19 protein-coding genes, 2 pseudogenes and 1 other annotated feature are annotated in these 21,570 nt (G+C 40.3%); of the genes and pseudogenes, 1 reads left to right on the forward strand and 20 read right to left on the reverse strand.

The features are described from left to right. Positions 1-2: 2 nt before the first annotated feature. The 16 genes and pseudogenes from STO1_RS09965 to STO1_RS05975 form a co-directional block, all read right to left on the reverse strand. A pseudogene (locus STO1_RS09965) lies at positions 3-1,023 on the reverse strand (DNA/RNA non-specific endonuclease). Between the two features lie 169 nt (positions 1,024-1,192). Beyond that, positions 1,193-3,061 (reverse strand): glucosaminidase domain-containing protein, encoded by a 1,869-nt coding sequence (locus STO1_RS05905; protein WP_045616951.1) that lies wholly within the window; start codon positions 3,059-3,061, stop codon positions 1,193-1,195. A 122-nt stretch (positions 3,062-3,183) separates the two neighbouring features. After that, complete coding sequence (locus STO1_RS05910; protein WP_172843644.1) at positions 3,184-4,170, reverse strand: dihydroorotate dehydrogenase; 987 nt, start codon at positions 4,168-4,170, stop codon at positions 3,184-3,186. After that, complete coding sequence (locus STO1_RS05915) at positions 4,133-4,933, reverse strand: dihydroorotate dehydrogenase electron transfer subunit (protein WP_096422404.1); 801 nt, start codon at positions 4,931-4,933, stop codon at positions 4,133-4,135. Before STO1_RS05915 ends, STO1_RS05910 begins: the two co-directional genes overlap by 38 nt. Positions 4,934-5,179: 246 nt before the next feature. Beyond that, entirely contained in the window at positions 5,180-5,560 is a 381-nt protein-coding gene (locus STO1_RS05920) for a lactoylglutathione lyase (RefSeq protein WP_007521580.1), read from the reverse strand. Between the two features lie 97 nt (positions 5,561-5,657). Further along, positions 5,658-8,429: a J domain-containing protein gene (locus STO1_RS05925; protein WP_096422406.1), complete on the reverse strand. Its 2,772-nt coding sequence runs from the start codon at positions 8,427-8,429 to the stop codon at positions 5,658-5,660. Positions 8,430-8,442: 13 nt separating this feature from the next. Then, positions 8,443-10,107 carry a molecular chaperone HscC gene (locus STO1_RS05930; RefSeq protein WP_045616949.1) on the reverse strand — a complete coding sequence of 555 codons (1,665 nt, stop codon included), beginning with the start codon at positions 10,105-10,107 and terminating at the stop codon, positions 8,443-8,445. A gap of 174 nt (positions 10,108-10,281) precedes the next feature. Further along, positions 10,282-10,641: a 50S ribosomal protein L20 gene (rplT, locus tag STO1_RS05935; RefSeq protein ID WP_000124834.1), complete on the reverse strand. Its 360-nt coding sequence runs from the start codon at positions 10,639-10,641 to the stop codon at positions 10,282-10,284. A gap of 51 nt (positions 10,642-10,692) precedes the next feature. Beyond that, positions 10,693-10,893: a 50S ribosomal protein L35 gene (rpmI, locus tag STO1_RS05940; RefSeq protein WP_001125942.1), complete on the reverse strand. Its 201-nt coding sequence runs from the start codon at positions 10,891-10,893 to the stop codon at positions 10,693-10,695. Positions 10,894-10,925: 32 nt separating this feature from the next. Next, positions 10,926-11,456 (reverse strand): translation initiation factor IF-3, encoded by a 531-nt coding sequence (infC, locus tag STO1_RS05945; RefSeq protein WP_007521573.1) that lies wholly within the window; start codon positions 11,454-11,456, stop codon positions 10,926-10,928. Positions 11,457-11,471: 15 nt separating this feature from the next. Further along, positions 11,472-11,603 (reverse strand) — a sequence feature (ribosomal protein L20 leader region). Positions 11,604-11,770: 167 nt separating this feature from the next. Then, positions 11,771-12,954, reverse strand: a pseudogene (locus STO1_RS05950) (hypothetical protein). Further along, positions 12,951-13,544 (reverse strand): ABC transporter ATP-binding protein, encoded by a 594-nt coding sequence (locus STO1_RS05955; protein WP_061588100.1) that lies wholly within the window; start codon positions 13,542-13,544, stop codon positions 12,951-12,953. Before STO1_RS05955 ends, STO1_RS05950 begins: the two are co-directional and overlap by 4 nt. A 31-nt stretch (positions 13,545-13,575) precedes the next feature. Then, entirely contained in the window at positions 13,576-13,803 is a 228-nt protein-coding gene (locus STO1_RS09920) for a hypothetical protein (protein WP_061588099.1), read from the reverse strand. A 147-nt stretch (positions 13,804-13,950) separates the two neighbouring features. Next, positions 13,951-16,191, reverse strand: coding sequence for a DNA internalization-related competence protein ComEC/Rec2 (locus STO1_RS05965; RefSeq protein ID WP_096422408.1), 2,241 nt, complete (start codon positions 16,189-16,191; stop codon positions 13,951-13,953). Beyond that, entirely contained in the window at positions 16,175-16,825 is a 651-nt protein-coding gene (locus STO1_RS05970; RefSeq protein ID WP_061587623.1) for a helix-hairpin-helix domain-containing protein, read from the reverse strand. The genes STO1_RS05965 and STO1_RS05970 overlap by 17 nt, the downstream gene beginning before the upstream one ends. Positions 16,826-16,891: 66 nt before the next feature. After that, positions 16,892-17,461, reverse strand: coding sequence for a GNAT family N-acetyltransferase (locus STO1_RS05975; RefSeq protein WP_084939084.1), 570 nt, complete (start codon positions 17,459-17,461; stop codon positions 16,892-16,894). A 176-nt stretch (positions 17,462-17,637) separates the two neighbouring features. On the opposite strand from STO1_RS05975, the gene ald reads away from it, so the two are divergent. Further along, on the forward strand, positions 17,638-18,750 hold the full coding sequence (gene ald, locus STO1_RS05985) for an alanine dehydrogenase (protein ID WP_045616943.1): 1,113 nt from the start codon (positions 17,638-17,640) through the stop codon (positions 18,748-18,750). Between the two features lie 49 nt (positions 18,751-18,799). On the opposite strand, the gene STO1_RS05990 is transcribed toward ald, so the two are convergent. From STO1_RS05990 to cvfB, 4 genes are all read right to left on the reverse strand, one after another. Further along, a complete protein-coding gene (locus STO1_RS05990; protein ID WP_000658201.1) occupies positions 18,800-19,786 on the reverse strand; it encodes a PhoH family protein in 987 nt (328 codons plus the stop codon). Between the two features lie 80 nt (positions 19,787-19,866). Beyond that, positions 19,867-20,082, reverse strand: a complete 216-nt coding sequence (locus tag STO1_RS05995) for a YozE family protein (protein WP_001232084.1) — start codon at positions 20,080-20,082, stop codon at positions 19,867-19,869. Between the two features lie 23 nt (positions 20,083-20,105). Further along, a complete protein-coding gene (locus STO1_RS06000; protein WP_061588095.1) occupies positions 20,106-20,684 on the reverse strand; it encodes a GrpB family protein in 579 nt (192 codons plus the stop codon). 11 nt (positions 20,685-20,695) lie between these two features. Then, the gene (gene cvfB, locus STO1_RS06005) at positions 20,696-21,550 is read right to left on the reverse strand and encodes an RNA-binding virulence regulatory protein CvfB (RefSeq protein WP_096422410.1); all 855 of its coding nucleotides are present in this window, start codon (positions 21,548-21,550) and stop codon (positions 20,696-20,698) included. Positions 21,551-21,570 lie beyond the last annotated feature (20 nt).

Genomic DNA, 21,570 nt, shown 5'->3' on the forward strand with positions numbered 1-21,570 from the left:
TCCTACCACTGCAATCCGGCTTCTCTAATTTCTTTCTTGGAAGCAAATTTACCATTTGGTCTGTGCCATCTTCCGTTTCTATCCCTAAAGTAGCCACCTGAATTTTTTGATTGCGAGTTTGATTTCTGACTTTCTTCTTTTTCTTGTGCAGCCTGACGTGCTTTTTCTTCTTCCTCTTTCGCTTTCTTTTCAGCTGCTTCTTTTTCTTTAGCCTCTTTCTTGGATTTTTCCTCAGCTTCCTTCTTAGCCTTTTCTTTTTCTTCTTTTATCTTTGCATCTTCAACTGTATTTTTAGCAGTACCATCCAAATAATTGATTTCCGCATTAGCTGAAACATTGTCTAGAATAACATGCGTCACAGAATACTGATCAACCTTTTCCTTACTACCACCTAACTTGATTTCCAAGAGTTTGCCATTTTCATCAATTCCCACATACTGCAACTCAATCTGTCTTGGAATCAATTCGTCCTTTTGATAAATCGGGGTCACCTTGTAGTCAAGATAGTAGTTTGGGTGATTGGCCAACCAAGAGTCCAACCGATTTTCATAATAAAGCATACCACTTTGGTTTTGGTCATCTGTTCCAGAATAATTTCCAGCATTGAGCCAGTTAGTCATCGGAACCAAGTTTTTCTTTTCATCATTCAATCCACTAAATTGGTACCCAATCAAATGGCCTCGATTCATTAACCAAGCCTTTTTAGAACCATCTCCATAGTAAAAGCCAACCAACTGGGTTATAACTTATCTTAGGCTCTCTCTTCTCAGTTGGCTCATCGCTGTCCTTGAGTTGAATATGAGCAAACGTCGCGCGTGATTTGGAATCCAATTCTCCAAGTTCTAGCTGCTTTTCATTTTTAAAAGGCAAGAGTCCAGCTTCTTTAAACAACTTTTCATCGAATTTGACTTGCTTCTGTTCGACTTTTTCTTCTGGAACCGCTTGTTCTACCTTATGACCAGAACAAGCAACAAGTGTTGTTACTGAAAGTAAGGCAAGTGAAAGGGTGAGCAACTTTTTCATAATAAACTCCTTTATTTTGTATAATAACTATACTAATACTTCCTTCTACATTTTACTATCATTTTGCTAATTATTCAACAATAAAGAAACTGTTATTATACTATTTTTCTCGCGTGTCCAAAACAAAAACGATAACCACTTTTTCAGTAGTTACCGTTGATTTTTTTGATTAGTCTTTCCCACCAAGTCTACTATTGATGGTCATCATGATGCTGGCTATTTTCTCTCCCCAGTAAGGATCGGAAGCATAGCGAACATTCATTCCTGTTGCCTTGTTTCCAAGGTGGTCTCTGCCGTAGTCGATATAATTCTCACGAATCCACTTGGCCGCACCGAGAATTCCTTTGTCCACATCATCAAAGCTCTTGGCTGAGAGATAAGGGCTAGTATCATAAGCCGCAATACCAAAGAAATTGTTCTTATCTCTGGCAATTTGACTGCGACCCCAAGCACTTTCAAGGGCACTATGAGCCATCAAGTAAAGGGCATTGACACCGTAACGTTCTTCAGCCTCTTTGAAAGTCGCTCCTTTCCCCGCTAGAGGACTATTTTGAATATTCATAACAGAATAAACTTTATCCAACTCAGCTGCACTATAATTACTTGGCTCTCTCAAGTTTTTAAAGAGGAAAGGATTTTTAACCGTAAAGCCATCAAAATGCTCTCCATCAGTTGAGTAGTACTTCTTACCAATAACCATAGCAGATGTATGTGGAGCTACTTTGATACTCGTATAAGGAGAGAGTTCATGGTAGAGGAATTTCCCATCACTAGTATAATGAGGGATAAACTCGCTTCCTTCATCCACTGCTGTCAAATCACTTTTATTCATGAAACCCGAAAGTCCAGAAATATTCACTGGTATTTGGGTGTTTTTCGTAGATTGAGTATCTCCAAGCGAGACAATTGTTCCTTTTGATACATAGCTTAATTTTTCTCCCGAACTACTATATACATATGCAGTGATAGGTTTCACTTTGTAATATTTAGATTCTGAAATCCACTTTCCATTGTTTTGAAAAGAATACTCTTTACCTTTAATATTAAAAGTACCTGTCACATACATACCATCTTCTTTTAGATAGTACCAAGCATCATAATCTTTATCAAAAATCCACTCATTTTTGGCCATATATCCACCTGTTTTAAGGTAATATGAGCCACTCCATTCTCGAGAAGCATAAGCCCCTCCTGTTTTTAAATAAAACCAACTATTGTATGAATTATCAAATATCCATTCTTTTTCTGCCATGGCACCACTGTCTTTTAGATAGTAATCTGTTTTCCACTGATTACTTAGCATTACACCATCAGTATCAAAATAGTACCATATCCCTTTGATTTTTTCCCATTTATTACGAGAAATTTTCCCAGAAGCTGTAGCATAGTACCACTTGTTAGAAATCTTTACCCATGTATTTTCTGCAAGAGCACCACTATTTTGGATAAGATAATCACCAACTAAAGTATTAGTTACCATGATGCCTTCTTTATCAAAGTAATACCAAATACCAGCGATTTTTTCCCATTTATTACGGAGAATTTTTCCAGAAGCTGTAGCATAGTACCACTTGTCAGAAATTTTTACCCATGTATTTTCTGCCAAAGCACCATTGTCTTGAATAAGATAATCATCGATTATAATATTACTAATCATAACACCTTCTTTATTGAAGTAATACCATTTGTTATCGATTTGTTTCCAGTCTAAGACAGGTTGATTATTTTCATAAAAGCGCCAACTTCCCTGCTCCTTCAGCCAACCTTCTTTTTTGCTTTCCCTATCTTTTTCCTTATTTGATAAATCTTCTTTAGCGGGATCTTTCTCTTTTACAACTGACTCTTTCCTAGTATCAACTCGGGGAACTTCTTTTTTCGGAGCAGACTCTTCTTTATTCGGAGCAGACTCTTCTTTTTTCTCAACTACATCTGTTGTCTGAGTTTTTTTTGTAACTTGAGACTCTTCGGCATACACTGCCGATTTTGCAAATCCTGCTATAGAGAGAGCAACAGTACTTGCAAGTAGTATCTTCTTCATTTTATTCTCCTTAGTAAAAAACTATATACATTTTCTAAACCCTATTGTAACATAGTTAACCAACGGAAATATTACAAATTGATGAAGATTCTATTTCTTGTTGACGATAAGGAAGACCTAGCTTATCTCAGACTGGCTTTGACTTCCTGACGGAGATCTTCCAAACTGCTAATGCCATATTTGTCCATGACTTTTGGTAAATGTTCGATGATATCAGGACAGGCATAAGGATTGGTAAAGTTAGCTGTTCCAACTCCGATGGCAGAGGCACCAGCCAGATACATTTCTAAAGCGGCTTCAGCCGAATCCACTCCCCCCATTCCAATGATGGGCAGGTCTGTTGTTTGGGTGACTTGACGGATGAGTTTGAGGGCTACTGGAAAAACTGCTGGACCAGACATCCCACCCGTTCCATTGGCTAGGATTGGTTTTCTGGTTTTAAGGTCAAAGCGCATACCGACAAGGGTATTGATCATGGTTAAGCCACTTGCTCCTGCATCTTCTGCGGCTTTAGCAATAGTGACAACATCCGTTACACTAGGGGTTAACTTAACATAAACTGGCACATCAGAGGCTTCCACAGCTGCTTTTACCACTTCGTAGGCCAAATCAGGATCTTGCCCAATCAAAAGTCCATGATTGCCGTGATCCACATTCGGACAAGAGATATTGAGCTCGATCGCTTTTACATTTGCTGCCTTGGAAATTCCTCGAGAAACGGCAGCGTACTCTTGTTTTGAAAAGCCTGCAACATTTGCGATGATGGGAAGCGTAGGATACTCTCTTTCCAGCCAAGGCAACTTCTCAGCTAAAACAGCTTCTAAACCAGGATTTTGCAGACCGATTGCATTGAGCATACCGGCAGGTGTTTCTGCCACCCTGGGAGTTGGATTTCCAAAACGGGGTTCTAGTGTCGTCGCCTTGATCATAATGGAGCCTAAAAGGTCTAAATCATAGTACTTGGCATACTCCTGTCCAAAACCAAAACAGCCAGATGCTGGTATGATAGGATTTTTCAAGTCCAAGCCCGGGAGAGAAACTTGTAAACGATTTGTAGTCATGACTTTCTCCTTATAATACAACTGTTCCTGTACGGAAAACAGGACCATCTTCACAGACGCGTTGGCTGACCGTCTCACTATCTGGCACTTTTAGAACGCAGGCATAGCAGGCCCCCATCCCGCAAGCCATACGAGACTCTAGAGATAGATAGGCTCTTGGGTGGTCATAAAATCTTTGATTGATGTACTTCATCATTCCTGGAGCCCCACATGAGTAAACAGCATCAAACTGATTTTCTAATTCATTGATGACAACTGACACATTTCCCTTAATACCATACGAACCATCATCTGTCGTAACAAAGACCTGACCATATTGGGCCAATTCGGTTTCGAGAATAACAGCATCCTTAGTCGCAAAACCGAGGACTGTCACTACTGTCACCCCACGCGCATGCAATTCCTTGGCCACCTCAAGCAAGGGTGGAACACCAATCCCCCCACCAACGAGGAGAACTTGGCTCTGATTGTCTAAATCAGACAAGTCAAACCCATTTCCCTGAGGCCCCATCACATCAAGAGTATCTCCCTGACCTAATGTTGAAAAAATAGCTGTCCCAGCCCCCTCAATCCGATAAATAAGGTGACACTGCTTGTTTGCCTTATCGATAGACGAAATTGAAATAGGACGGCGTAAGAGATGGGCATCATCAGGCACACGCAAATGTAGAAATTGGCCTGCTCGCATCGCTTCAACCATTTCTCCTTCTAAGACTAATTCAAAGATTGCTGGCGCAATTTCCTCCTGTGCAACCACCTTCATGGTTTCTAAACGAATCGCACCCAAACGCTTCTTACATGTGGGATTCATGATTTTCCTCCTTAAATTTTAAGGGGATCAGATAAAGAAAAAACCTTGCTAATGCAAGGTCTCAGTCGAGATAGGACAGAACTCATGTGCACACTTAAAAAGTCTCCATAGAGAGTCCCCTATCCCTTTTATCTGACACCTTGTGAGTCTCTCTGGACTCCCCTTAAAGGTTAAATTTGTATTAGTATACTCTTTCAAAGAAAAAAAGTCAAGTAGAAAACGAACATTCTACTTGACCTTACTGGATTATTTTTCACGAATGACTTCGACCTTGTAACCGTCAGGATCTTTGACAAAGTAATAGTTTGGTTGAGTTCCTGGAAGTCCATTAGGGGCTGTCACCTCATAGCCCTTCTCGCTATGTTCTTGATGTAAGGCCTCAAGGTCAGGTGTACTGAGGGCGATATGGGCGAAGCCATCTCCTACCACATAAGGACCGTGATCATAATTATAGGTTAACTCCAACTCGTAGTCATCCCCCTCAAGTCCTAGATAGACAATCGTGAAGGCATGGTCTGGAAAATCTCTGCGACGCAATTCTTTAAAACCAAAAGCATCTTGATAGAATTCGATTGATTTTTCAAGGTTTTCTACTCGTAAGCAAGTGTGTAGCATTTTTGAAGCCATTTTCATTACCTCTTTCATTTGAATAGTTCTATTATACCTTTATTCAGGAAAATTTACTAGAAACTTGAACTAGAGTCCTCTTCTCTACGCTTTCATTCTAAGAAGCACTTTTACGATTTTCCTTGCGTATATTGCCAATAAGGAAAAGTATGATAAGGATAAAAAGTCCCTCGAGGAAGTAGAAAGCAAATTCGCTGTTTATGATTAGTAAGTCTTTGTAATGATAGTTATTACCGAAAACTGAATTTGGTGCGAATAGGATTCGGAACAGTCTTCTTAGGAAAATAAAGATCTGCAATCCATAAATCATAAAGACCTTCTTCACACCAATCATGAAGCCTTGATCCTTTGTAAAATAAGACAAGGCAACTCCATTTAACAAGAGGATAACAGTTATAGCCAGAGTTTCATTTCGTAGAATAGTTGGATCAAAGATATCTAAACGGCTGTGAATGTAAGGCAACGTTTGAAAGAGTAGGAGCCCCAAGATTGCTGGTATGAAAATTTTCTTAAGAGATGGTGGAAATCCAGGACTAAATCTTGTAAAAGATAAGCAAATCACAAGGATTGCAAAAATATGGAAGTAAGCTATGGCAACTCCTGAAATAGTCTGGCTTTGATTTACCAAAGCAGAAAGAAAGCCAGCAGAAAGAAAGATACCGATAGGAATCAGCTTATCCAAAGAATAATCCCACTTCAGCCCCTGACTCACTTGGAAACCATCGATGAAGCTGAAAAATGTAATGAACATAAGGGCACCAATGAGACCAAACGGTAAGGATGGAATGACGAGGGTCAATAACAAGATTAATAGGAACCATGGATGGGGGCTGTAGTAGAATTTCCGTTTTTCCCCCCTAGCAGTCACTCCCTCCTCAATCGGTGTTTGCCTTAATTTTAGCATATAGACGTAAAAGAGTGAAAACATACCCGCATGAACCCATGAATTATAACCCGGTCGCTCTAGAACACTAAGTAGCAAACTTACAATCGTAAAGAGGCCAAAGAAAACCTGAAGAAACTTATTTTTAAAGACCTGTCTTTTTTTCCAATCCAAATAAGAGAGCTTGGCCTTCGGATGACTAAGTTCATAGGCATAAGTCGTCATCTCTTCTAGTTTCTGGTCTGTCTCCTCCGTCATCATTTGGGGAGCCATTTTAGAAGTAGGAAAAGGAGCCAAAACATATCTCAAGAGCTTGCCATCTGTAAACCGATGGTACTCCTTATAGATTTGTTGAAGCAAAATCGTTAGAATGCGTGGTCTTCCTTTAAAGTAGCTTCTCCACTTTTCCCAATCATTGATATCTTCATCGTTCTTAGTGAGTTTATCTATATAAAGATAACCTTCATTGTACCAGTAATCAAAATTTTCTTTTTTGTTAAGTGCATACTCCTCTACCACTGAAGGATAAGAATGGATACTCTTCCAGAAATGGAGTTTTTTCAGGTAAGGATTTGATTCCTCATCACTGTAACGCTCTACAAATTGAAGAACGAGAGCTAACACTTTCGCATTGGTTAAAGGATAGACGTCCACCTTTTCTAACAAATCAAGTAGGAGAGTGTGATCTTTGACTGATTCAAAAAGATATTGCCAATCACGTAAAAGATTGTATTCATCTTGATATGGACTATAGACTAAGAGATATAGTTTTTCCTCAACCTCCGATGGATCTAGAAGATTATAACGGTGAATATCGAATGGTTCATCTGTATTTGAATTTAATTCATCTAAGTAAACCACAAGCTCATCATAGGCTTTTTTATCCTCCTCTCTCATCTCTGGTTCAATCTTCTCCAAGATAAAGGTTAAAACTGGAACGCTAGTAATTATTTGTTTACTGCTATTCAAGAGAAAAAGGACAGTATTAGGAGAAAATGATTGACTGAAAAAATTTATCCAAGTCCCCATCTGATTAGCTCTTTGGGAATCTTCAAGGATTGCTTGACATAAACGATAAGAAGCATACAATTTAGCAGTTTCTTTTTTCGCAGCTTCTAGAGGTTCTCCATTTTTGTTTGCAGTAGCTCTTTTAACCTTCCAATGCTTCAGTTTATAGTAATATCCCCAGTATCGAAAGTCGGGTACATAGTCTTCCAGCAAAGGAATGACGATAGAAAATTGTTCCGATTTGTTGAAAATATAAACATCCATTTCCTCTAAAACGGATTGAACAATGTCCATATCATATTGATACTGATGAAAGAACTGACGCCACAGATGCTCTTGTTCCTCTTGGTTATAACCGTCATTCCCAACAATACTTTCAATCGCATTTCGAATCAAATAGGTTGCGTCATTATAACCGCTAAAATCAAGGGTAGACTTGCTTGTTTCTTCTTGCCTTTTGCCCTCATCATCACCAAAAGTTTCAAAGTTGAGAGTACTCTTAGCACTCTCTTCAGAGTTACCGTTTAACCTAGTTTCCTCATCATAGTCAGTAAAATTATGGGTAGACTTTGGCTCATCCTCTTCTGCTTTAAAGGTTTCAAAGTTAAAGGAATCGCTGGTTTTATCAGTTGATTGCTGATAATCACTGAATTCAAGACTAGATCTTTCAGACTCTTCGTTCTCAGTCTTCGTTTCTTCAGTCAAGTTTTCAAAATTGAGACTAGAGTTAGGCTTTTCATTCGCCTCTTCTTCAAGTTCAGCAGCTTCTTGAGAGTCACTCGCTTTTCTTAGACTATTTTCTGGTCTTGTGTTTCTAGACCTCGCATAAGTCAAGGCTTTTTGGTACGCTTCGACAATTTCTTGGTAAATTTCTGGTTGGTCTTCTGGGTGATAGAGCCGAACCAGTTCAGCATAACGCCTTCTAATAAGCTTGACGTCAGTCGTTGGCTCTATCCCTAAAGTTTCCCATATATTCATAAGGTCTCCTCTTTTACAGTCCTCGCTCTAGGAAGTCTAAATAGTTTGAAAATGATTGATAGAGTTTTGGCAAATGATAAACAGATGCTTGACTGACCTCTTCTTCAAATCGTCTAGTTTCAGCCATTAGCTCATCTCTTCTTCTCCCCAAGAGCATACTGTACACACGATTTGCTTTCTCCATCAAGAAACGATAAACCTCTGTTTCTTGAGCATTGATCTTATAGCGAGTCAACTCTGCTTGCTTAGCCTTGATTTCCTTTTCTGTCAGAGTAACACTATCTTGGAGAATAACATGACTAAAGACTTCCTGTGTTGAATCAATTTTGACTTCTACATCCAAGATTCCATTTAAATCATAGGTAAAACGAACTGTGAAACTTTCATTTACTCTAGTATTCACAGGGACGGGAACTTCTAATTCTCCTAGAAACAGGTTTTGTGATGCCTTCATCATCTCACCTTGATAGACCTTTATCTTGACTTGGCTCTGTCCCAGTTCAGCCGTATAGTACTGCTCGATGCGTGAAGCAGGTAGGGTTGAATTTCGCTCAATAATCGGCGAAAAACGGTCTCCAACTATCTCAATCCCCAGTGTAAAAGGGCAAATATCAGACAGTAATAAATCTCGTATCTCACCCTGACGTTCTTTGATTCCTGCTAGGAGGGCACAACCTCTCGCAATCATCCGATCAGGATCATCAGATACCTGAACCGTTTGATTGATACAGTAGGATAAAAAGTCCTGAACCAAGCGGAGTTTAGAAGTCCCACCAACAAGAACAAAATTATCAGATGACACATAGCTATAGCGTGCATCCATCAAGGCACGGTCCAAAACAGCCTTAACACGAGCCAGCAGCGGTTGACAAAGCTCGTAAAAGCGCTGGTAGCTCAAGTCTAAAAAGTATTCCTGATCTTGGTCCATCACTGTCATCTTCACTTCTTCTTTATCATTCAGTTCCAGCTTTGTCTTTTCAGCCTGTACCAAAATTTTGCTATAAAATTCACGGGAAATAGTATCCTTGGTTAATTGATTGGAGGCTAAAAATTCCTCTGCAATAGCCGCAGTAAAGTCTTCTCCCCCCAAGCGATTGTCCCCTGCGATTGACACGATTTCAACGATGTTATCAAATAGCTCTACAACTGAAATATCCAGAGTGCCACCACCAAAATCGACTACAATAAAAGATTGATCTTCTTGATTGGCCATAGATCTTTTAGCAAGTGCAGCTGCAGAGGGTTCATTGATAATCCGATCAATCTGAACTCCAGCAAATTTCCCTGCTAGTTTGGTCGCATAGCGTTGAGCATCGTTGAAATAGGCTGGTACACTGACAATCACTTCCTCGACCTTTTCTCCAAGATAGGTCTCTGCATCATCTACCAACTTTCGAATGATAAAAGAGCTTAATTCTTCAGCCTTATATGCTCGATTTCCTAGGGTCAATTCATGTTTAGTCCCCATAAAACGCTTGAACTGAGAAACCGTCTTGTCTGGATGAGTCACCAAACGTTCCTTGGCAATTTTCCCAACTATAATCTCATCATTGTCATCCAAGGCCACAACAGAAGGCGTCAAATACTCACTAAAAGCGTTGGGGATCAGCTTGACTTGACCATCTTGATAAACTCCTACCAAAGAATTCGTCGTTCCTAAATCAATACCTACTATCATCTTCTTCTAACTCCAAATCTTTTTAGTTATTCCTATTATACAAGAAATATCCTATTTTCTTTGAAAAAATCTGTGATTTACTCTATAAAATAGAAAATCATTTAAGGAAAACAAAAAAGTTCCACCTTACTCAAGCGGTAAAAACCACAAGAGTAAGAATGAAACAGTTTGTTATTATTTACCAAGTTTTGCTTTCGCTGCATCTGCAAGAGCTGTGAAAGCTGCTGCATCGTTAACAGCCAAGTCAGCAAGCATTTTACGGTTTACTTCGATCTCAGCCAATTTCAAACCATGCATCAATTGTGAGTATGAAAGTCCGTTCATACGAGCTGCCGCGTTGATACGAGTGATCCACAATTTGCGGAAGTCACGTTTTTTCTGACGACGGTCACGGTATGCATAGTAGTAAGAGTTCATTACTTGTTCTTTTGCAGTACGGAACAAGATGTGTTTAGCTCCATAGTAACCTTTTGCTAATTTAAGAATACGTTTACGACGTTTGCGTGATACAACGCCACCTTTAACACGTGCCATGTTTTATTTCCTCCAAATATTTCCTAGAATTGTTTACTTACTGTCAGGCTATTATTTCAAGCGAGTAAGCATTGCTTTGATACGTTTGAAATCTCCTGAATGCACCATAGATGCTTTACGAAGATGACGACGTTGTTTCTTAGTTTTTCCGTGGAAACGGTGAGAAGTGTAAGCACGGAAACGTTTAAGTCCACCAGAACCTGTACGTTTGAAACGTTTAGCTGATGCGCGGTGTGTTTTTTGTTTTGGCATGATTTTTTCTCCTTTATTTAACTTTCTGACAATTATTTTTTGTCAGTTGCTGGCGCCAACTGCATGAACATTTGGCGTCCATCCATCTTAGCTCGTTGTTCGATGATCGCAATATCTTGTGTTGCTTCAGCAAACTCGGCTAAAACTTTTGCACCAATCTCTTTATGGGTGATCATACGCCCTTTAAAGCGAATGGATACCTTAACTTTGTTCCCTTTTTCAAGGAACTTGCGAGCATTGCGAAGTTTCGTTTCGAAATCACCCTTATCGATAACTGGGCTCAAACGAACTTCTTTCACGGTCACAACGCTTTGTTTTTTGCGTTGCTCTTTTTGTTTCTTCTGGTACTCAAATTTGAACTTACCGTAGTCCATAATTTTAGCAACAGGCGGTTTTGCTTGGGGTTGAATCAATACTAAGTCAACATTTGCACTATCAGCCAATGCTTGCGCTTCGCTGAGTGGCTTAATGCCTAGCTGTTCTCCCTCAAGACCGATCAAGCGAACTTCACGTACACGAATTTCATCATTGATGAATAAGTCTTGCTTTGCTATGGTTTTCACCTCTTTTTTATTATTAGAGAAAAACAAGAGCGGACTCGTAATGATACAAGCCCGCACGTTATGATAGCGTTTCTTAGAAACTTTTCATCCGTAGGGCCAGGCAACTTGATGTCACAAGGCGAGAAGCTCTCACTTCTGCTTTTCTCAACTTTTATATGATACCAAGTTTTCTATCCCTTGTCAAGATAAAAAGTCATTTTTTCGAAAAACTTTCTGTTTTATTCTTGATTCTTCTTGATGTCCGCATCAAAAAGAGAGAACCTACTTGGTTCCCTCCTTGTGTTAGTTTTTTCCTCACCTTCCGTATAGGAATGCTAAGACCTATTAAAATCTTCCTTTTTACGTGAACTTCCCCATCTTTCGATAAATAGAATACCCACTAACAAAAGGATAATCAGGCAAGGAAGTAAGACCATCCCCATGCTCCAATTTAGATCTACATTATCAATCTGCTTAGGTAATCTTCCAGATAAAATCTCTACTGAACGCAAGTAAGTAAAGGGAATCAGATGTGCAATACTCTGAAGAGGCTGGATCGTTTGGATACCAAACAATAAGCCAACAATCCCAATGAGAGAAAGAAAGAGGACAGGCATTTTTTGCTTGAAAAAGTAAGCAATCAAGTAGACGACTTCCACAATGACGATAAAGGCTAAGAAAGCTAAGAGCAAGCTAGGAAATAACACATCTTGTATTTTTCCAATAGTTACCTCTTGATTCGTTAAGCTATAGATTGGGTAGGGATAATCTAACTGTCCAAAACCACTTATCAGACTTCCCGCTAAAAAAGAAAATCCACAGATTCCGATAAACAGCACGGTTACATAGCTCATCCCAACTCCAAGAGAGGACATGGCAAATGTCACTTTTGAAAAAGGATATAACTGAGCTGTATCCAGATTATTTTGATATCTTTCTGCGAACAATTGTGTTAGCATGAAAATAATAGCAATCACAAACAAGCTTGGAATGATAGCCTCTAAAATCCAGACAATCTGATCAATCCCATGTGTCGGATAATCTAAACTGTGTGCCTTTATATTCAAGGGATACAAGGCCTGGTAAATCTTTCGTTCGCGGTCAACCGCCATTTTTAAGTCAGAGCTAGAAGTCGGTTCCTTTGATACAATTTCATAACTCTTTTCTTCAGCTTGCCACTGCAAATAATAGGCTTCTTTCCAGCGTCCTTCTTTTAATAGAGTCAGAATTTCTTTCTTTTGCGTCAAAAGATTTTTTGCAAGTCTAAATTTTCTTTAGCAAACTGGTATTCCTCCGAGCTGGTGTCAGACATTTGGGAGAGCTTCTCTTCATTTTCATTGATAGCTCTCTCGTTGGCTACAAGATGAGTTTCCAACCTAGTCTCCAAGCTGACTGAGTTTGCAGTCCGACTATTGAAATAAAAGGTAATACCAAGAGCTGAAACAAATAAAACTAAGATAATCCAGTTTAAGCGACTTTTGAAAACTTTCTTTAACAAAAATAGGCTAATATCTTTCATAACGGAACCTCTTCTATCTGACCCTGACGAATGGTTACCATGCTATCGCAAATCTCCACTAACTCCTCTTTGTAGTGAGAACTCAAAAGAACCAGCTGTTCTTGCCTATTGATTTGTGCCAATCTATCAAAAAACTTCTGTCGATAATACTCGTCTAAACCATTTGTTACCTCATCCATGAGCCAGCATTTCGCCTGACTGAGGAAATACATGGCAATCACCAAGCGTTGCTTCATGCCTAAGGAATACTTACGGATGGGAAGGCTGATATAGTCAGACATTTCCCAGTAATTAATTTCATCCATCAAGTTCAGTTCTGACTTCCAGATGTTTTTGATAAGACGAAGGTAGTCCATCCCACTTAAGTTTCCATCCAGCCATTCAACACTTTCATAATAAAATAAAGAAGGAGGGACTGCGATATTTCCACTACTTATTGGAATTAAGTTGCTAATGGCGCGGAACAGGGTTGTCTTTCCTGAGCCATTGATAGCAAGAAGGCCATAAATCCTACCCTTTTTAAAGGTAAAATCCGCATCTTGCAAGATGACTTGTCGCGTTTTTAAGGTAACATGAGTAAGAGTTATCATATACAGCCCTCCTTTTTTTACTCTTTAACGATTAATAACCTCCGCTGTAGTAGTTTATGACTTCATAACGATAGTAATTCCATCCTTCGCCAATTTTATACTCATCGTAGCCTTTATAACGAGACCATGATGGGATAGAAATGTATTGATGGTTGTGATAATTCATACTATTCTCCAAAGCGGTATTCCAATCATACCGGTAACTTTTAGTGACTGTTACAGCAGATGCACTTGACTGAAAAAGACCAATAGATAACAAACTAGCAAATAAAGCGACTTTTACTGATTTTTCATGGTTATCATTGCATTTGTATCATTAGTATCGAAGACGCTTTCATTATATCGTTTTTATTGCTATAATGCAACAGATTTTAGTTTATTTTACTAATATATAACACTTTTCTTCCTAACGAACACTTTCGATTTGCCAACTTTTCCAACCTTTAAAGCGAATAGCTCCGTTCTGGTCAGTTCGGTAAATTTTACTATTGATAGTTTCCAGTCGTGTCAAGGCTTCCTGATGGGGTAGCTTCGTACGATTGTTCTTTCCAACTGAAATGAGAGTAATTTCTGGTTTGAGTTTTTCTAGGAAAGCTAGATTTGATGAGGTTTTAGAACCATGTTGACCGACTTTTAAGACATCCACCTCTAAGGTAGAGTATTGCTTTAGAAGATCCTTTTCTCCCTTCTCCTTCAAGTTTCCAGTAAAGAGAAAGTGCTTATCCAAAAGCCTCCCATAAAGAAAAAGAGAATCATCATGACTTCCATCTCCCATCTTCCTTGTAGATAGGACTTCTAAGTAACTGCCAAAAATCGGTAAATTCTCCCCCCCTGTCACACTGCGTACCTTGGTTTGAGTCGCTTGTAGTTCTGCCACAAATTCTTTCTGTGTCAAACTTCCTTTTGATACTAAAATCTCCCCGACTTGGAAAGCCCTGGTCACCTCTAGTAAATCTCCAACATGCTCTTTCTCTGTGTTGGTCAAAATCAGCTGGTCAATCTTGTCTACTCCACGACTTTTAAGATAGGGAATCAAGGTTCGCTGGGCATTGCTAGCCGTCGACTTTTGCTGCCAAGCTTGGATTTTTTTGTCGGATTCTGCCTTTCCACCCACATCTATGAGAATGGTTTTCCCAGTTACATCCCTTAGAAAAATGCTTTCTCCCTGCCCTACATCCAGCATGGTGATTTCATTTTCCAGCGGATGCTTGGTCAAGAAAAAGAGTCCTACGATAAAGAGACTGAATCCTGCTAGTCTTTTGATGTTTTTCCTCATGTCATAGACCAAGGCTAATGAAACTAAGAGAAGAATCAAAAGCCATGCGTTGGGTTGTCCAAAGACCAAGGGCCTAGTTGCTAGCTGTGAAACCAAGCGAATGACGCCCTCCAACCACTCAAAGATAAGGTTAAATTGAACGGCAGGATAGACAAAAGAAAAGGCAAACAAGATAGACAAAAGTGGTAAGAAAACCAAGTCAAAAAGAAAGGAAAAGACAAATGTTAAAAGAATTGACCAAGGCTGAAATTCTGCAAAATAAAAGGAAAGAATGGGCAATATTCCCAAGGAAATGACCAGACTTTCTCTGGCAACAGCCTTGAGCCCCTCGCCTTCTTTACTAGTCATGGTCAAGATAAAGGCGTAGGCGCAGGACAAGACTCCTCCTGCAGTTAGGAAAAAGTTGGGCATGATGATAAAGAGAACAAGCACCGTCAAGGCAAAATTGTCCAAACCCTTGTAGCCATGTTGGGCCAGTAACTTTTGGAAGAGACTACGAATGACCGATGCTGAAAATCCTGTCAGACCTGCATAGATAAGGGAAAAGGGATAGGTCAGCCACTTCAACTTTTCTTGAGTCAAGCCCAATCGCAAGAGGTGTTTCTTAAAACCATCCATAAAGAAACCCACCTGCATACCCGACAAGGCAAAGAGATGGATAATTCCAAGACTGGAATAGAGCTCATTCATCTCCTCGAAGTCCGTATCCAGATGTCCCAGCAAGAGCCCCGTCATGTAGTTACGCATAGGGTCGGGAAAATGGCTCTTAATCCAAACAATAGCCTTTCTACGTAGACTCGATAGGTTTTCACCTATATCCCAACTGCTAACTTTTTTAAGTGACTGGATGCTCTTGATAGTCAGTGTCTGGTAAATCCCTTGAGTTTTCAGATAGGCTTGGTAGTCAAATCCACCAAAATTTCTCTGGCCTTCTGGCTCTGACAGTTTTCCTTCCAGTTCTATCTCATAGAGGTCTGTCAAGGCTTGAAATTGCTCTTTCTCTTCCTCGGACTGGAGTTTATAGTAAATTTGGAAGGTACGGCCGTCAGCCTTGCCCCGAAAGGACAGACTATCTCCATTGACTTTGATAGTATCCGGTAAAATCCGTACCCTCTCAACAGAATCCATTAGGTTTTGATTAGCTTGTGTCTGTTGCCAGTTATGAAACAAAAACCAAAATCCAAAAACTCCACAAATCGCTAAAATTTTACCAGCCGATTTCCAAGAAAATTGGAAAAAGAGACAGATGAGCAAAAAAACAAAACCTAGCAGTGCTAGATAGGACACTCCAAAAATGGCATAGTAAAGCCAGAGCAACAGAAAGCTCAGGTAGATTAGGGGGATAGGAAAATTCTTAATCCACTGTGACATAATCTTTTAGCTTTTCTATGGTCTTTGCGCCAATGCCAGAAACTTTCTTTAGTTCATCAACCGACTTGAACTTGCCATTTGCCTCGCGATGGTCGATAATATCCTGAGCTCGTTTTCCTCCCAAGCCTTTGACCTGCTTGAGTTCTTCCAGACTAGCTCTATTGAGGTTGACCTTCTTTTCTTTACTTGTTGAAGGAGTCGTTCCAGAGGCAGCCTGCTGACTAGCTGCTTCTTCTCCCTTAGTTGGAACATAGACAAGAGCCTCGTCACTGACTTTCTGAGCGAGATTTAGCGATTTGCTATCTGCCTCCTCTGTCAATCCACCAGCTTTCTGAACAGCATCATGAACTCGACTGCCAACTGGCAAATCATAAATTCCTGGCGATTTAACGGCACCTTTGACATCCACTGTGATTAGATCTTGTTCAGTAGATTCTTCCTTTTCCTCCTTCTTCACTTCTTTTTCAGACGATGAATCCTTTGAAACGGCTGCAACTTCAGCCTGCAAATTCGTTTCTTTCATAGATGTTTGTGAACTTGGCTTTAGCAGGAAAAAGCCTCCTAAGCCCATACCCAAACAAGCACAGATGGCAATGATTTTATATTCTTTGATTTTCTCGATAATTGCTTCCATATTTTCTCCTCTCTTAAGTTATTCGTAAGAGAAAGAAAAAACAGTCGAAAATTTCTTTTCAACTGCTTATTTATTTGCAAAATAGTCTTCCTTAGTCAAGACATAATAAACTCTTGTGATAATTCGACCTGGTTCTTTATTATCCATTCTGGCATAGGGTTCTTCGTGGGAAAAACGCATACCTGATTTCTCCATGACCTTGCCAGATGCGGGATTGTCTTTGTCGTGAAGAGCGGTCAACTTGTTCATTCCAATCTTCTCAAAAGCCAGTTCAATCACGGCACGATTGGCTTCTGTCGTCAATCCTTGATTCCAATATTTTTGGTTAATAATGTAACCAATAGCTGCTTTTTTGAGAATGGGGTCAATCTTATGCAAATCAATAGTTCCGATAAACTGGCCATTGCTTTTTAGTTCAATCCCCCAACGTCCCAAGGGATTAGCCAAGTAAAACTGAGCAATGTTACTCTTAGTTTCTTCTAAGCTTTGATTTGTTGGAAAAGTGTAGCGTGTATTTTCTCTGTCTGAAGCATACTCAAACATAGCTTCTGCATCATCCAAGGTTACAGGTCGGAGCAATAAACGCTTCGTTTCTATAGATGGATACTGGGCAAATTTAACAAATATTGATTCCATACTTTCCCCTCCATTAGAGCTTGATTCTCACTAGTCTAGCATAAATAAATTTTAATGACAAGTTTTCCTTGATTTTTGAAGCGGTTTCATATACAATAAAATCATCACATTTTTGATTTATGAACTGAAATGTGACAACTAAAACAATCCCGTCAATTGAAAGGTAAGTTATCTCTATGTTAATCGGAATCCCAAAAGAAATTAAAAATAACGAAAACCGTGTCGCCCTCACTCCTGCTGGCGTCCACAGTTTAGTCAGTCGTGGACATCGTGTTCTCATCGAAACAAATGCTGGTCTCGGTTCAGGATTTACTGATGCAGACTATCAAAAGCAAGGAGCTGAGATTGTCGCAACTGCTGCTGAAGCCTGGGCTGCCGAGTTAGTCGTGAAAGTAAAAGAACCACTAGCTTCTGAATACGGTTATTTGCGCGACGACCTTCTCCTCTTCACCTATTTGCACATGGCTGCTGCGCCAGAATTAGCAGATGCTATGTTAGCAGCCAAAACAACAGGAATTGCCTATGAAACTGTTCGTGACAATCAAGGACAACTACCGCTCCTCGTTCCTATGAGTGAGGTTGCAGGTCGTATGGCTGTTCAAATCGGAGCTCACTTCCTTACCAAGCAAGCTGGTGGCTCTGGTGTTCTACTTGGTGGTGTACCAGGTGTTCCAAAAGGAAAAGTAACCATCATCGGTGGTGGTGTCGTCGGTACACATGCTGCCCGCATCGCCCTTGGTCTTGGTGCTCAAGTGACTATTTTAGATATCAGTGCCAAGCGTCTCTCAGTTCTAGAAGAAGTCTTTGGAAACCAAATTCAAACTCTTATGTCTAATTCATTCAACATCGAAGCAAGTGTGAGAGATGCTGATGTGGTGATTGGTGCAGTTCTCATCCCTGGTGCCAAAGCACCAAAATTGGTGACAGATGAGATGGTCAAACAAATGCGTCCAGGCTCTGTCATTGTTGACGTTGCCGTTGACCAAGGTGGCGTTATCGAGACAGCTGACCGTGTGACAACGCACGATGAACCTGTCTATGAAAAACACGGTGTTCTCCACTATGCCGTTGCCAATATCCCTGGTGCGGTTGCTCGTACTTCAACCATCGCCCTAACCAATGTCACTCTTCCTTATATCGAAGCATTGGCTGACAAAGGTTTTGCACAAGCAATTGCTGAAGATGAGGGCTTGCGTCAAGGTGTGACCACTTATAAAGGTTACTTAACTAGCCTCCCAGTTGCTCAAGGCCTCGATAAAGATTATACGTCTATCGACGAACTTGTTTAAAACTAGACACTCATTAAAAAAAGCAGTTCACATCTGAACTGCTTTTTTGCTATTCTGTTTCTTGGTTCTTTTCTTCAACCTTAACTGGAGCTGGTTCATAGGCTCGGATAATCTGAGCAACAACAGGATGGCGAACCACATCCTTAGCTGAAAAATGAACAAAGTCGATTTGGTGAATGTTCTTAAGTTTTTCTTGAGCATCAATCAAACCGGACTTGACATTACGTGGTAGGTCAATCTGGCTGATATCTCCATTGACAATCATCTTCGAATTAAAGCCTAAACGAGTCAGGAACATCTTCATCTGCATGATGGTCGTATTTTGTGCCTCATCGAGAATGACAAAGGCATCATCCAAGGTCCGCCCACGCATGTAGGCAAGGGGCGCGATTTCGATAATTTCACGCTCCATGAGACGGGTCGTCTGATCTTTGCCGAGAATCTGATACAAGGCATCGTAAACAGGTCGAAGGTAAGGATCGACCTTCTCTTTGAGATCACCCGGAAGAAATCCTAGACTCTCACCTGCTTCCACTGCTGGACGAGTGAGGATAATCCTCTTGACTTGCCCACGTTTAAGGGCAGTCACTGCCAAGGTCACTGCAAGAAAGGTCTTCCCTGTCCCTGCAGGTCCGATTCCAAAGGTCACATCATGCTGTTTGACACTATCCACATAAAGCTTTTGACCCAAGGTTTTGACACGGATAGGCTTCCCAGTATTGTCTTTGATAATTTCTTCTTCGTAAAGGGCGACAAACTTGTCGATTTCATCGTTTTTGACCATGCTAATCGCAGTCACCACATCTGGCGTGCCAACGGTCATCCCCCGATTCACCAAGACCATCAAGGCTTGGATAACCTGACGGGCTTCTTCACAGGCAGTCTCTTCTCCCAAAACCTGGACAATCTCCGTACGGGCATGAATCACCACATCGAGCTCTTCTTCCATCAAACGAAGATGGCGCTCATTGGAACCAAAAAGATGGAACAAGTCATCTGGGTGACTTAGTTGAATGTCTATTGAATGTTCCTTCAAATAAAGAACCTCTCTAATCCGTTTATTTCTTTTTATTATAGCAAAGAGAACAATAAAATACTAGCCTCATCTCATTGTCTCTAGTGTTCTAAGTATTCTTGCCAGATGGCGTCAAAGTCTCCTAGGTTAAAAGAGAAGCTGGCATGCTCCTCCAAAAAGCGACTCACCTCATCAAAATCATCCGTGTGTTTTGGAAAAGCTGACTCCTCAAAAGCGAGGTCTGCCAAGATAGCTTTAGGACTGTTACTTTTAGGATTGCGCTCGGTCATGAGCCAAGTGTAAAATGATTTTCTCAATTCTTTCTCCTATCAAGAGTTTTTTAATGACACTTTTCTGATTCTTGAAAATTACTAGACTTAGCCTCTGAAACGTAGTGGTTTATAAAATCTGTTTTCGCATCTGTATAGGCGTCTCGGTTGTGTTCAAATTTTTTCCACAAACTTAGTTTTAATTCCTGATACGCTTGGGCAATATCTGGATGCTGGCAGAGATAATCTCTAAAATAAATCTCGTCATGATCTCCCGTCATTCGCAAATGTAAATGAAAAACTTTCTCGGCAAAGCCCTGCTCTGTATAGCCTTTATTTAGCGAAATCCTGTTAGGACTCTCCGACATCACTAGCCACCCATTCTTCACCAATAAATCCCTAACTCTTGCTAAATCCTCTATTTTACCTACTTCTAGCAGAATATCAACGATATTTTTAGCCCAAATATTAGGGATAGCAGTGCTACCGATATGTTCTATTCTTTTAATAACATTTGCACCCAATATTTTTTTCAGATTTGCTTTTTCCGATTCATACCAGTCTTTCCACTCTGACTTGTGCTCTACTAGAAAAATAGGAAAAAGTTGCCAGAGTTCCTCTAAACTCATTTCTTCAAGTTTCTTTATCATGTCTATAAGGTTTAAATCAACTCTGTCCCAAACTGATCTTGCTTGATTTTACCAGCCTTCATCAAGCCACCGAGTGCTTTCTTGAACTGACCTTTAGAAATGCCAAAGGTTGCCTTGATGTCCTCAGGAGATGACTTATCATTTAAGGTCATGAAACCGCCATTGCTTTCCAAGTAGGTCAAAATCATCTGAGCATCATTTTCCAACATTTCAAAGGAACGTGGTTTGAGGGATAGGTTCAAAGTACGATCCACTTCACGGAAACCAATGACACGCACATCTAACACTTGCCCCAAACGTGGCTCTGCGTAGCGTTCACTTGGGTGAATGAAACCAAGCATGTTATTCTCTGGCAGATAGACAAAGGTCCCTGACAGCTTGAGACGGTAAACAATAGCTGGCCAGTTTTGGTTCTGCATGTTGTTGTAGGCAGGACGAGCCAGACGTTGGAAATCTTCTTGATAAGCCAAGAGTCCCCAGATACGGTCTTTCTTGTCCACTTCAAGGCGGATGTAGAGTTTGTCCCCCTTCTTAGGCCAGAGTTCCTTGAGCTCAGGGAGAATATCAAGCGAAACCACAATTTCCTTATCGGGTAGACTTGTATCCACAAAGACACCCAAGTCCTTACGAACTTCTGTTACGGTTCCCCAACCAAATTGGTCCTGAGTCGCAGTCACTTCTAAGGTTGTCAGGCGAAGTTTTTGCTTCATGTCCGTGTAGGCAAAACCTTTGACCGTATCCCCTACTGTATGTTGACCTTCTTCCTTGGCAAGTGCATAGGTTTGACCATCCTTTTGCACAAAGTAAAAACGGTCATTTTCATCGATGATAAGTCCAACGATAAAACTTGCAAGATTTGTATTCATATTTCCTTCTTTCGAATAAA

The organism is Streptococcus oralis subsp. tigurinus (assembly GCF_002356415.1).
Classification (GTDB): Bacteria; Bacillota; Bacilli; order Lactobacillales; family Streptococcaceae; genus Streptococcus; species Streptococcus oralis_F.